9 protein-coding genes are annotated in these 12,767 nt (G+C 72.0%); 6 read left to right on the top strand and 3 right to left on the bottom strand.

Annotated features, from left to right (window positions below; all coding sequences use genetic code 11):
* Positions 1-12: 12 nt before the first annotated feature.
* Complete coding sequence (locus AB4Y83_RS06470; protein ID WP_442296342.1) at positions 13-1,416, top strand: ATP-binding protein; 1,404 nt, start codon at positions 13-15, stop codon at positions 1,414-1,416.
* 86 nt (positions 1,417-1,502) lie between these two features.
* Here the strand turns inward: AB4Y83_RS06470 and AB4Y83_RS06465 are convergent, their stop codons facing one another.
* Genes AB4Y83_RS06465 through AB4Y83_RS06455 form a run of 3 tightly spaced genes read right to left on the bottom strand, consistent with a single transcriptional unit; the run spans position 1,503 to position 4,740 of the window.
* Positions 1,503-2,189, bottom strand: a complete 687-nt coding sequence (locus tag AB4Y83_RS06465; RefSeq protein ID WP_442296341.1) for an MBL fold metallo-hydrolase — start codon at positions 2,187-2,189, stop codon at positions 1,503-1,505.
* A 2-nt stretch (positions 2,190-2,191) separates the two neighbouring features.
* Complete coding sequence (locus AB4Y83_RS06460; protein WP_442296340.1) at positions 2,192-2,893, bottom strand: maleylpyruvate isomerase family mycothiol-dependent enzyme; 702 nt, start codon at positions 2,891-2,893, stop codon at positions 2,192-2,194.
* Entirely contained in the window at positions 2,890-4,740 is a 1,851-nt protein-coding gene (locus AB4Y83_RS06455) for a glycoside hydrolase family 15 protein (RefSeq protein WP_442296339.1), read from the bottom strand. Before AB4Y83_RS06455 ends, AB4Y83_RS06460 begins: the two co-directional genes overlap by 4 nt.
* Positions 4,741-4,867: 127 nt before the next feature.
* Here AB4Y83_RS06455 and uvrA point away from each other — a divergent pair, with 127 nt between their 5' ends.
* The 5 genes from uvrA (at position 4,868) to AB4Y83_RS06430 (ending at position 12,690) form a co-directional block, all read left to right on the top strand.
* Positions 4,868-8,017 (top strand): excinuclease ABC subunit UvrA, encoded by a 3,150-nt coding sequence (gene uvrA / locus AB4Y83_RS06450; protein ID WP_442296338.1) that lies wholly within the window; start codon positions 4,868-4,870, stop codon positions 8,015-8,017.
* The gene (locus AB4Y83_RS06445; RefSeq protein ID WP_442296337.1) at positions 8,014-8,577 is read left to right on the top strand and encodes a Rieske (2Fe-2S) protein; all 564 of its coding nucleotides are present in this window, start codon (positions 8,014-8,016) and stop codon (positions 8,575-8,577) included. Before uvrA ends, AB4Y83_RS06445 begins: the two co-directional genes overlap by 4 nt.
* A 164-nt stretch (positions 8,578-8,741) precedes the next feature.
* A complete protein-coding gene (gene uvrC / locus AB4Y83_RS06440) occupies positions 8,742-10,793 on the top strand; it encodes an excinuclease ABC subunit UvrC (protein ID WP_442296336.1) in 2,052 nt (683 codons plus the stop codon).
* Positions 10,790-11,707 carry an RNase adapter RapZ gene (rapZ, locus tag AB4Y83_RS06435; RefSeq protein ID WP_056776719.1) on the top strand — a complete coding sequence of 306 codons (918 nt, stop codon included), beginning with the start codon at positions 10,790-10,792 and terminating at the stop codon, positions 11,705-11,707. Before uvrC ends, rapZ begins: the two co-directional genes overlap by 4 nt.
* Before the next feature lie 14 nt (positions 11,708-11,721).
* A complete protein-coding gene (locus AB4Y83_RS06430) occupies positions 11,722-12,690 on the top strand; it encodes a gluconeogenesis factor YvcK family protein (RefSeq protein ID WP_056777740.1) in 969 nt (322 codons plus the stop codon).
* Positions 12,691-12,767: the final 77 nt, after the last annotated feature.

The following is a 12,767-nucleotide window of genomic DNA, read 5'->3' as shown; positions in this document are numbered from 1 at the left end:
ACGGGACCCGCGATGCTCGAGCTCTCCGACCTCCGCACGGTGCCGCTCTTCGACGGACTGGACGACGACCAGCTGCTGCAGCTGCTCGACGGCGGCGCCGAGGTGCCGATCGTCCCCGGCGAGGTGGTCTGGCTGGAGGGTGACCGAGCCGACTTCTGGTGGGTCGTCGTCGACGGGACGCTGGACCTCTCGCGCCACATCGGGCGAGAGGACGTCGTCGTCGGCCACATGGACGTCCCGGGTCGCTGGGCCGGTGGGTTCCGGGCCTGGGACGAGCACGGGGTCTACCTCGCGACGGCCCGTGGCGTCGCGCCCGGGCGGCTGCTGCGGGTCCCGGCCGAGCGCCTCCACGAGCTCGCGAACGTGTGGTTCCCCTTCGCCGCGCACCTCGTCGCCGGCCTCTACGGCACGGCGCGGTCGATCGAGGCGACGGCCCGCCAGCGCAGCGGGCTCGTCACCCTGGGGACGCTCGCGGCCGGGCTGGCCCACGAGATCAACAACCCCGCGGCTGCCGCGGCCCGGTCGTCCGCCGAGCTGGAGCACGCCTGCGACGGTCTGCTCGACGCCCTGCGCCAGATGGCGACGGCCGGTCTGACCGCGACCCAGTTCGGTGAGCTCGACGCGCTGCGCCGCGAGCTCGTGCCGCCGACGACGTTGCCCGACCCGCTCGAGACGGCCGACCGCGAGGAGGACCTGGGAGAGTGGCTCGACCGGGCCGGGGTCGAACGGCCGTGGGAGCTCGCTGCGTCCCTCGTCTCCGCCGGCGCCGACGTCGGCTGGGTCGAGCGGGCCGCCGCCGCGGCACCGTCCCACGGGCTCGGCGCGTGTCTCGGCTGGGTGGCCCGCACCATCGACGTCTCCTCGCTCCTCGGCGAGGTGCGCGAGTCGACCCGCCGCGTGTCCGAGCTCGTCGCCGGCATCAAGTCCTACTCGCAGATGGACCGCGCCTCGCACCAGCGGGTCGACGTCCGAGAGGGGCTCGAGAGCACCCTGCTCGTCATGGGTCCTCGGCTCCGTCCGAGCATCACGGTGGTGCGCGACTGGGGCGCTGACGTGCCGCTCGTCGACGGGATGCCGGGCGAGCTCAACCAGGTCTGGACCAACCTCGTCGACAACGCCGTGGACGCCATGGACGGCGCCGGCACCCTCACCGTCACGACGCGCCTGGACGCGGAGTCCGTCGTCGTCGAGGTCGCGGACACCGGCGCGGGGATGAGCCCGGAGGTGCAGCAGCGCGCGTTCGAGGCGTTCTACACCACCAAGGACGTCGGCCGCGGGACCGGCCTCGGCCTCGACATCGCCCACCGCATCGTCGTCGATCGCCACGGCGGGGCGATCGAGATCGAGTCCCGGCCGGGCGACACCCGCATGCGCGTGCGCCTCCCGGTCCACGCCGCCCACGCTCCCGCGCCCTGACCACCGGCCCGGCCGGACGGCATACGCCATCGCGTCGTCAGCGGGTGGTCACCGAGGGCGTGTGCCGTCCCGCCGGGGTCAGGCGGTCACCAGCCGCGGGCGCGCCACTCGCCCAGGTGCGGCCGCTCCGCGCCGAGGGTGGAGTCGTCGCCGTGGCCGGGGTAGAACCACGTGTCGTCGTCGTAGACGTCGAAGACACGGGTCGTGACGTCCTCGATGAGCGAGTCGAAGCTCTGCCCGGGGTTCTTCGTGTTGCCGATGCCGCCGGGGAAGAGGCTGTCGCCGGTGAAGAGGTGGGTGTGCCCGCCTGGCGCGGGGTCGGCGTAGGCGAGCGCGATCGACCCCGGCGTGTGTCCCCGCAGGTGGACGACGTCGAGGGTCACGTCGCCGACGGACACGGTGTCGGCCTGGCCGACGCGCTCGTCGACCGGCACGGGCAGCGCGTCAGCGTCGTCGGCGCCGGCGACGGTGCGGGCGCCCGTCGCCGCGACGACCTCGGCGAGCGCACCGACGTGGTCGTGGTGCTGGTGCGTCGTGACGACGGTGTCGAGGCCACCGCCTCCGGTGGACACGAGGTCGAGCAGTCGCTCGGGCTCCGCCGCCGCGTCGACGAGCAGCTGTGCCCCGGTGGCGCGACAGGTCAGCAGGTAGGCGTTGTTGCCGAAGCCGCCGACCTCGAGCTTGCGGATCGTGAGGTCGGGCAGCTCCCGGACACCGGCCGGCCCGCCCGCGGTGACGTGACCGGAGTAGGCGTCAGGGGGCGTGTGCGTCATCGTCAGCCTCCGAAGGGCAGGGTCGGGACGGGGCCGTCGAAGGTCACGCCGTCGGTGTGTCCGCGGGCGAGCCACAGCAGCACGTCGGCGGCTGACCCGGTCACCCGCGTCGCACCGTCACCGACGACGTGCTCGTCTCCCTCGGCCGTCACGACGTGCAGCGACGGGGGAGCGTCGTCGTGCGCGAGGCGGTTGGCGGCGTCGCGCAGGAAGAGCGAGACGACCCCTGGCGGGGCGCTCGCGAAGGTGTAGCCGGCGTCGAGGTCGACGTGGTGGTAGACGACCTCGCGCAGCCGCATGAACGGGACCATCCCGACCGGGATCGGGAAGCCGCCCGGGGTGCGCTCGACGCGGACCTCGGCGTGCTCGGGGCGGAGGGCCTCGAGCCGCTCGGCGAGGCGGGCCGCCGTGTCGCGGATGTCGGTCGCGTGGTCGTGCGCCGACCGTCGGGCGCCGAGCTCGATGTCGGTGTCACGCGACTCGACGTCGTCGTACATCGTGTCGGCGGTGCCGGTCAGCGCGACGTCGCACACGCGCGCGAGGGCGTCGGCGTTGCGAGCGAGGTGCGCGAGCACGTGGCCGCGCGACCAGCCCGCGCAGAGCGACGGCGCGAGCACCGCGTCGTTGCGGAAGGAGGCCGCCGTCGAGGCGACCCGGTCGGTCTCGGCCGCGACGAGCGCGGGTGTCACGTCAGCGTGCCTCATGCCGTGGCCCTCCCTGGTTGCTTCTCCGTCTCCGAGTCGGACGCCGCGCCCGAGGCCTTGGCGAGGGCGAGGGCGGCGCCGACGAGCGTCAGGTGCGAGAACGCCTGCGGGAAGTTGCCCACCATGCGCTTCGCGATCGGGTCGTACTCCTCGGAGAGCAGTCCGACGTCGTTGGTCAGGCCCACGAGCCGGTCCATCAGCTCGGTGGCCTCCGTCCTCATACCCGCCTTCGCGTAGGCGGTCACGAGCCAGAAGGAGCACGCCAGGAAGGGGTGCTCGTCGCCCGCGAGACCGTCGACCCCCGTGTCGGTGCGGTAGCGCATGACGAGTCCCTCGCGCAGCAGGTCGGACTCGACGGCGGCGATGGTGCCGAGCATCCGCGGGTCGTCACCGTCGACGAAGCCGATCGACGAGAGCGTGAGCAGGGACGCGTCGACCTCGGTGGTGTCGTAGTGCTGGACGAAGGTGTTGCGCTCGGTGTCGAAGCCCTTCGTCATGACCTCCTCGCGCACCTGGTCGCGCAGCTCGCGCCAGTGCTCGACGGGCCCCTCGACGCCGTGCTGCTCGACGGCGCGGATCGCACGGTCGAAGGCGGCCCACACCATGACGCGCGAGTGGGTGAAGTGCCGCAGCGGGCCCCGGATCTCCCAGAGGCCGTTGTCGGCCTCCTCCCAGTGCTGGGCGAGGTGGTTGACGAGCGCCCGCTGCAGGTGCCAGGAGTCGTCGTTCTCCTCGAGTCCCTTCGACCGCGCGTGGTCGAGCGAGATCATCACCTCGCCGAGCACGTCGGTCTGGCGCTGCTCGACGGCCGCGTTGCCGACGCGCACGGGGCGCGACCCGGCATACCCGGGCAGGTGCTCGAGCACCCGCTCGGGGAGGTCACGGCCGCCGTCGACGCGGTACATGATCTGCATGTCCTCGGGGTCACCGGCGACGGCGCGCAGCAGCCACGCCCGCCACAGCTCGGTCTCCTCGACGTAGCCGCAGCCGAGGAGGGCCTCCAGCGTCAGCGCGGCGTCGCGCAGCCAGCAGAAGCGGTAGTCCCAGTTGCGCTCGCCCCCGAACTCCTCCGGCAGCGACGTCGTGGCGGCGGCGACGATCCCACCGGTCGACTGGTGGGTCAGGCCGCGCAGCACGAGCAGCGAGCGCGTGACCGCGTCCTCGTAGGGGCCGGCGTAGTCGCTGCGGGAGGCGTACTCCTCGCTCAGCGCGATCGTCTCGTCGATCCGGGCGCGGACCCGCAGCGGCGGCGGAATCTCCTCGTGGCTGCGGAACCACGTCGTCGAGAAGGTGAACGTCTGCCCGGCGACGACGTCGAACTCGTCGACGTGGTGGCCGTCCTGGGCGTGGGGGAGCCGCGCGCCGCGCAGGACGAGCATGTCGGGGCCGGCGATGGCCGTGATGATCTCGTCGGTGTGGTCCTCGCGGTCCTCGGTGTGGCGCATCACCCACGGGCGGGTGCGGCCGTAGTTGAAGCGCACCGTCCACTCGTGGACCATCCGTACCGTGCCCTCGACGCCCTCGATGCGGCGCAGGAGGTCGGAGCGACCGTCGCCGAGCGGCATGACGTCGGTGACGCGGACCCGGCCGGTGGGCGTCTCGTGGATCGTCTCGAGGACGAACGAGTTGCCGACGTAGCGGCGGGTCGTGACCGCGTCCGGGTCGACCGGCGTGATGAGCCAGCGACCGTGGTCCGGCGTGCCGAGCAGCGCCGAGAAGCAGGCGCGCGAGTCGAAGCGGGGGAGGCACAGCCAGTCGACGGAGCCCTTGCGGCTCACGAGGGCGGCGGTGCCGAGGTCGCCGAGCACGGCGTAGTCCTCGATCGGGGTGGGCACGGGCTCACTCATGACTGCGAGTATGCCGTCCTGCCGGGTCCGGCGCTCCCGTCGCCCGGGCGTGTGGCGGGGTGGGTACGTCCGAGTCATGTCCAGCCTTGAGCCGCCGATGGGGGGACTGTCGGTCACCCCACCTAGCATGTTGCGCGTGACTGCTACGCCCACCGGCAACGCCCATTCCCTCGTCGTCCGCGGCGCGCGCGAGCACAACCTGCGCGACGTGTCCGTCGACCTCCCACGCGACAGCCTCATCGTCTTCACCGGGCTCTCGGGGTCGGGCAAGTCGAGCCTCGCGTTCGACACGATCTTCGCGGAGGGGCAGCGTCGCTACGTCGAGTCGCTGTCGGCGTACGCCCGGCAGTTCCTCGGGCAGATGGACAAGCCCGACGTCGACTTCATCGAGGGGCTCTCGCCCGCGGTCTCCATCGACCAGAAGTCGACCAACCGCAACCCTCGCTCGACCGTAGGCACCATCACCGAGGTCTACGACTACCTGCGCCTGCTCTTCGCCCGCGCGGGCCGGCCGCACTGCCCCGTCTGCGGTGAGCCCGTCACCCGGCAGTCGCCGCAGCAGATCGTCGACCAGCTCCTGACCCTCGAGGACCGCACCCGCTTCCAGGTGCTCGCGCCCGTCGTGCAGGGCCGCAAGGGCGAGTTCGTCGACCTCTTCGCCGAGCTCCAGACGAAGGGCTTCTCGCGTGCCCGGGTCGACGGCGAGGTCGTGTCCCTCGCCGAGCCCCCCGCCCTCGAGAAGCAGAAGAAGCACACGATCGAGGTCGTCGTCGACCGCCTCGTCGCCAAGGGCGACGACGCCGGCTCGAAGCGTCGCCTCACCGACTCCGTCGAGACGGCCCTCGGCCTCGCCGGCGGCGTGGTCATCATCGACTTCGTCGACCGCGACGCCAAGGACAAGGACCGCGAGCGCCGCTTCTCCGAGAAGATGGCCTGCCCCAACAACCACCCGCTCGGCATGGACGAGATCCAGCCGCGATCGTTCTCCTTCAACTCGCCGTTCGGCGCCTGCACCGAGTGCACCGGCATCGGCACCGAGCTCGAGGTCGACCCCGAGCTCGTCGTGCCCGACGACGACCTGTCGCTCGCCGAGGGCGCCATCGCCCCCTGGGCGCAGGGGTCGGGCTCGGCCGAGTACTTCCAGCGCGTCATGGGCGCGCTCGGCGAGGACATGAAGTTCTCGATGGACGCGCCGTTCCGGGCGCTGCCGGCCCGCGCCAAGGAGGCGCTGCTGCACGGCCAGAACTACAAGGTCCACGTCAAGTACAAGAACCGCTACGGCCGCGACCGCTCCTACACGACCGGCTTCGAGGGCGTCGTGCCCTTCATCAAGCGCCGCCACTCCGAGACCGACTCCGAGTGGAGCCGCGACCGCTACGAGGGCTTCATGCGCGAGGTCCCGTGCCCGGTCTGCAAGGGCGCGCGCCTCAAGCCCGAGTCCTTGGCCGTGCTCGTCGGTGGCAAGAACATCTCCGAGGTCTGCGGGCTCGCCATCAACGAGGCGGCCGGCTTCCTCGACACCGTCGACTTCACGGCGCGCGAGAAGCAGATCGCCGAGCGCGTCATCAAGGAGATCGACGCGCGGCTCGGCTTCCTGCTCGACGTCGGCCTCGACTACCTCTCGCTCGACCGCCCCGCCGGCACCTTGTCCGGTGGCGAGGCCCAGCGCATCCGGCTCGCGACCCAGATCGGCTCCGGCCTCGTCGGGGTGCTCTACGTCCTCGACGAGCCCTCGATCGGCCTGCACCAGCGCGACAACCACCGCCTCATCGAGACGCTGACGCGCCTGCGTGACCTCGGCAACACGCTCATCGTCGTCGAGCACGACGAGGACACCATCGCGACGGCCGACTGGGTCGTCGACATCGGCCCGGGTGCCGGTGAGCACGGCGGCCACGTCGTGCACTCCGGCACCGTCAAGGGACTGCTCGAGCATCCCGACTCGCTGACCGGCATGTACCTCTCGGGCCGTCGCGAGATCCCGTCTCCGGACGTGCGCCGCGGCCACGACGGGCGCCAGATCACCGTCAACGGCGCCCGCGAGAACAACCTCCAGAACGTCTCGGTGAACTTCCCGCTCGGCAACCTCGTGGCCGTCACCGGCGTGTCGGGCTCCGGCAAGTCGACGCTCGTCAACGACATCCTCTACAACGTCCTCGCCAACAAGCTCAACGGTGCCCGCCACGTGCCCGGACGGCACAAGTCCGTCACGGGCCTCGACCATCTCGACAAGGTCGTGCACGTCGACCAGAGCCCGATCGGGCGCACCCCCCGGTCGAACCCCGCGACCTACACCGGCGTCTTCGACAACATGCGCAAGCTCTTTGCCGAGACGACGGAGGCCAAGGTGCGCGGCTACCAGCCGGGCCGGTTCTCCTTCAACGTCAAGGGCGGCCGCTGTGACGCGTGCTCCGGCGACGGCACGATCAAGATCGAGATGAACTTCCTGCCCGACGTCTACGTCCCGTGCGAGGTGTGCCACGGGGCCCGGTACAACCGGGAGACGCTGGAGGTGCACTTCAAGGGCAAGACGATCGCGGACGTGCTCGACATGCCGATCGAGGAGGCCGCCACGTTCTTCGAGGCGGTCCCCGCGATCGCGCGTCACCTCAAGACCCTCAACGACGTCGGCCTGGGCTACGTGCGCCTCGGCCAGCCGGCGCCGACCCTCTCCGGTGGTGAGGCCCAACGCGTCAAGCTCGCCAGCGAGCTGCAGAAGCGCTCCACCGGACGCACCATCTACGTCCTCGACGAGCCGACCACCGGCTTGCACTTCGAGGACATCCGCAAGCTCCTCGACGTGCTCCAGGGCCTCGTCGACAAGGGCAACACCGTCATCGTCATCGAGCACAACCTCGACGTCATCAAGAACGCAGACTGGATCATCGACATGGGGCCCGAGGGCGGCTCCGGCGGTGGCATGGTCATCGCGGAGGGCACGCCCGAGGACGTTGCCGAGGTGGCCGCCAGCCACACCGGGCGGTTCCTCAAGCCGATCCTCGAGCGGACGGCCCGCACGACGAGCCGCGGCCCGGCCCGCACCCGCGCGAAGAAGGCCCCGGCCTCTGCGGGCTCGGCTGGCTCACAGCCCGCTGACGGCGCGGGCACATCGACGACGCGCACCGTGAAGGCAAAGACGACGACGAAGGCAGCCACGGCACCGAAGGCGAGCGGACGCGCACGAGGAGGTGCCACCACCGCCGCTGCGAAGAAGACCACGTCGAGCACCACCGTGAGCAAGACGAGGTCGACCACGACCCGGAAGAGGAACGCATGACTGAGCGCACGCACTCCAGCACCACCGAGCCGACCAGCAGCACGAGCACCTCCGACACTCCGCCCACCGGCCCGTCCAGCGGCACCGCCGAGCCGAGCCTCGGCGACCGCATCTCCGTGCTCACCGACCGCCGCGGCGTCCTCCGGGTCGCCGGGGTCGTCGTCGGGGCCGGGGCACTCGTCGCCTGCAGCAGCCCGCCCGTCCCGACGGCTCCCGCCGAATCGGCGTCGAGCAGCGCTGGGGCGGCTCCGTCCTCCGGGGCGAGCTCGGCCGCCGCCGGTGGCACCCCGACGTCCGAGATCCCCGTCGGCGGCGGCAAGATCTTCGCGGACACCAAGACCGTCGTCACCCAGCCGGCGGCCGGCACGTTCAAGGCGTTCGACGCGGTGTGCCCCCACCAGGGCTGCACCGTCACCTCCGTCGAGGGCGGCCAGATCATCTGCCCCTGCCACCAGAGCCACTTCGACGCCACGACCGGCGACCGGGTGTCCGGCCCGGCGCCCACCGGCCTGACCGCCAAGACCATCACCGTCACCGGTGACACGTTCACCGTCAGCTGAGCGTCACCCGCTGTCGTATGCCGCCCGGTCGGTGCCTCCTCGGCGCCCGGCCGGGCGTCGTGCGTCCGGGCCCGGCACCTTCCGGGCGGGGTCACGGATCCGCCGACACGGCATACGCGAGGACGCCCTGCGGCGGCGTCGGCGGGTCGACATAGGGTGGGAACGTGGCGGACCCGACGACCTACCGACCCAAGCCGGGAGAGATCCCGACCGACCCGGGCGTCTACCGTTTCCGCGACGCGCACGGCCGGGTCATCTACGTCGGCAAGGCCAAGTCGCTGCGCCCGCGGCTGTCGTCCTACTTCCAGGACATCACGGCCCTGCACCCGCGCACCGCGACGATGGTCACGACGGCGAGCTCGGTCGAGTGGACCGTCGTGCGCACCGAGGTCGAGGCCCTGCAGCTCGAGTACTCCTGGATCAAGGAGTTCGACCCGCGCTTCAACGTCAAGTACCGCGACGACAAGTCCTACCCCTTCCTCGCCGTGACGATGGGCGAGGAGTTCCCGCGGGCCCAGGTCATGCGCGGCGCCAAGCGCAAGGGCACCCGCTACTTCGGGCCCTACGGCCATGCCTGGGCGATCCGCGAGACCCTCGACCTGCTGCTGCGGGTCTTCCCCGTGCGCACGTGCTCGTCCGGCGTGTTCAAGCGCGCGACGGCGAGCGGTCGACCGTGCCTGCTCGGCTACATCGACAAGTGCTCGGCCCCGTGCGTCGGCCGCGTCACCGCCGAGGAGCACCGAGCCATCGCCGAGGACTTCTGCGACTTCATGGCGGGCAACACGACGCGCTTCGCGAAGCGCCTCGAGACGCGCATGAAGGAGGCGGCCGCGGAGCTCGACTTCGAGCAGGCCGCCCGGCTGCGCGACGACATCGGGGCCCTGACCAAGGCGCTCGAGAAGCAGGCCGTCGTCCTCGGTGACGCCACCGACGCCGACGTCTTCGCCCTCGCCGACGACGACCTCGAGGCCGCGGTCCAGGTCTTCCACGTCCGGGGTGGACGCATCCGCGGCCAGCGGGGCTGGGTCGTCGAGAAGGAGAGCGAGGACATCCCGACCCTCGTCGAGCACCTGCTGCTGCAGGTCTACGGCGACGCCGAGCGCGACGCGATCCCGCGCGAGGTGCTCGTCCCGAGCCTGCCGGCCGACCCCGAGGCCGTCACCGAGTGGCTGTCGTCGGTGCGCGGCTCCGCGGTCAGCGTCCGCGTGCCGCAACGCGGCGACAAGCGCACCCTGAGCGAGACGGTCCGGCGCAACGCCGAGCAGTCGCTGGCCCGGCACAAGGTGGCCCGCGCCGGCGACCTGACGCTGCGCAGCAAGGCGCTGCAGGAGCTGCAGGACTACCTCGGCCTCGACGACGCACCGCTGCGCATCGAGTGCTACGACGTCAGCCACGTCCAGGGCACCAACGTCGTCGCGTCGATGGTCGTCTTCGAGGACGGACTGGCCCGCAAGAGCGAGTACCGCCGCTTCATCGTCCGGGGCGCGGCCACCGAGGACGGCGAGCCGGTCACCGTCGACGACACCGCCGCGATGCGCGAGGTGCTGACCCGCCGGTTCCGGCGCTACCTCGAGGACGCCGAGGGAGCGGGCGACCTCGACCTCTCGACGGGGGTCGTCGGCGGGGCGACCGACGGCGCGGCCGGCCCCGACGCGACGGGTCCGTCGGACGACGACGGGCCGTCCGCCTCCGGTCCGATCGACCCCGAGACCGGACGGCCTCGACGGTTCGCCTACCCACCCAGCCTCGTCGTCGTCGACGGCGGCCTGCCGCAGGTCAACGCCGCCCAGGCCGTGCTCGACGAGCTCGGCATCGAGGAGGTCGCGCTCGTCGGGCTCGCCAAGCGCCTCGAGGAGGTGTGGGTCCCGCGCGACGACCACCCGGTCATCCTGCCCCGCACGAGCGAAGGGCTCTACCTGCTCCAGCGGCTGCGCGACGAGGCCCACCGCTTCGCGATCACCTTCCACCGGCAGCGGCGGTCCAAGGCGATGACGACCTCCCAGCTCGACGGCATACCCGGGCTCGGCGCGAGCCGTCAGAAGGCGCTGCTGCGCCACTTCGGTTCGGTCAAACGCCTTCGCGCGGCGGACACAACGGACATCATGGCCGTACCCGGCTTCGGCCGGTCGCTTGCGTCGGCCGTCGTCAACCACTTGGCTGAGGGAGCACCCCAGGAGCCAGCCGTGAACCTCACGACGGGAGAAGTGCTCGAATGACCGCCGACACCAGGCGCACACCGCAGACGCCCTTGGCCGATGCTCCGATCGTCATCGTCACCGGGATGAGCGGGGCCGGACGCAGCACGACCGCCAACGTCCTCGAGGACCTCGGGTGGCTCGTCGTCGACAACCTGCCACCGCAGCTGCTCACGCACCTCGCCGAGCTGCGCGACGAGGCCCGCGCCCAGCACCCCGAGGCCCACCTCCAGCAGGTCGCCGTCGTCGTCGACGTGCGCTCGCGTGGCTGGTTCGCCCAGCTCGAGGGCGCCATCGGTGCGGCCCGCGAGCGCGGCGAGCGTCCCAGCCTCGTCTTCCTCGACGCCACCGACGAGGCGCTCGTCCGCCGCTTCGAGAGCGTGCGCCGACCGCACCCGCTCCAGGGCGAGGGTCGGCTCCTCGACGGCATCCAGCGCGAGCGCGAGCTGCTCCTCGACCTGCGCTCGTCGGCTGACGTCGTCATCGACAGCTCGGGCCTCAACGTCCACCAGCTGAGCGCCAAGCTCTCCTCGCTCTTCGCGGGCGACCGGCGCGTCCAGCTGCGCATCGCGGTCATGTCGTTCGGCTTCAAGTACGGCCTGCCGCTCGACGCCGACGTCGTCTTCGACATGCGTTTCCTGCCCAACCCCTACTGGGTGCCCGAGCTGCGGGCGCTGACCGGGCGCGACACTCCCGTCAGCGAGTTCGTCATGAAGCAGGAGGGCGCCGACGAGTTCCTCGACCGCGCCGGTGACCTGCTCGACACGATGATCGACGGCTACGTCCGCGAGGGGCGCCGCTACGTCACCGTGGCCGTCGGCTGCACCGGCGGCAAGCACCGGTCCGTCGCGATCGCGGAGGCGCTGAGCGGGCGGCTCGGCGGCCGGGACCGCGTCGACACGTTCGTCGTCCACCGCGACCTGGGTCGGGAGTGACCGGGACGACTGCGGTGACGACCCAGCGACTGCCCCTCGGTTCCTCGCACCACCGGCGCATCGTCGCGCTCGGTGGTGGTCACGGCCTGGCCGCGGCGCTGACCGCGCTGCGGCTGCTCACCGACAACGTCACCGCCGTCGTCACCGTCGCCGACGACGGCGGGTCGAGCGGGCGGCTCCGCGAGGAGTTCGACGTGCTGCCCCCCGGCGACCTGCGGATGGCGCTCTCGGCGCTGTGCGACGACAGCGACTGGGGCCACACCTGGCGCGACGTGCTCCAGCACCGTTTCGCCGGCACGGGGGACCTCAAGGGCCACGCGCTCGGCAACCTCATGATCGTCTCGATCTGGGAGCTGCTCGGCGACACGGTGCAGGGGCTCGACCTCGTGGGGCGTCTGCTCGGCGCGCGGGGCCGGGTGCTGCCGATGGCGGCCGAGCCGCTCGAGATCGTGGCCGAGATCCGCGGCCACGACCCGGCCCGCCCCGATGCCACGGTCGACGTGCGCGGACAGCACCGCGTCGCGTCGTCGCCGGGCATCGTGTCGTCGATCGGCATCGTGCCGACGTGTCCGGAGCCCTGCCACGAGGCACTCTCCGCCGTCCGCGACGCCGACTGGGTCATGCTCGGACCCGGGTCGTGGTTCACGTCCGTCATGCCGCACCTGCTCGTGCCCGACCTCGTCGACGCACTCGTCTCGACGCCGGCCAAGCGACTGCTCAACCTCAACCTCGAGGTGCACAAGGGGGAGACCCGCGACTTCCGGGCCGAGGACCACCTCGCGTCCTTCGCCGCCAACGCTCCCGACCTCCGGCTCGACGTCGTGCTCGCCGACCCGAGCGTCGTCCCCGACGGTGCGTCGCTGCGGGCGGCGGCCGCCGAGCTCGGGGCCGAGCTCGTCGTCGCGCCGGTGGCGGCCCGGGGCGAGCCCGGGGTCCACGACCCGCTGCGGCTCGCGGCGGCGCTGCGCGACGTCATCTCCTGAGCTCGTGGCGCTGCCGTTCGCAGAGCGGGCCGGGGCTCCGGCGCGAGGGTGCTTGATCAGGGTGGCAGGATGTCGCC

Source organism: Terrabacter sp. RAF57 (genome assembly GCF_052113925.1).
Lineage (GTDB): Bacteria > Actinomycetota > Actinomycetes > Actinomycetales > Dermatophilaceae > Terrabacter.
The sequence above is the reverse complement of the archived record's forward strand: the minus strand, read 5'-3'. Positions and strand labels throughout refer to the sequence as shown.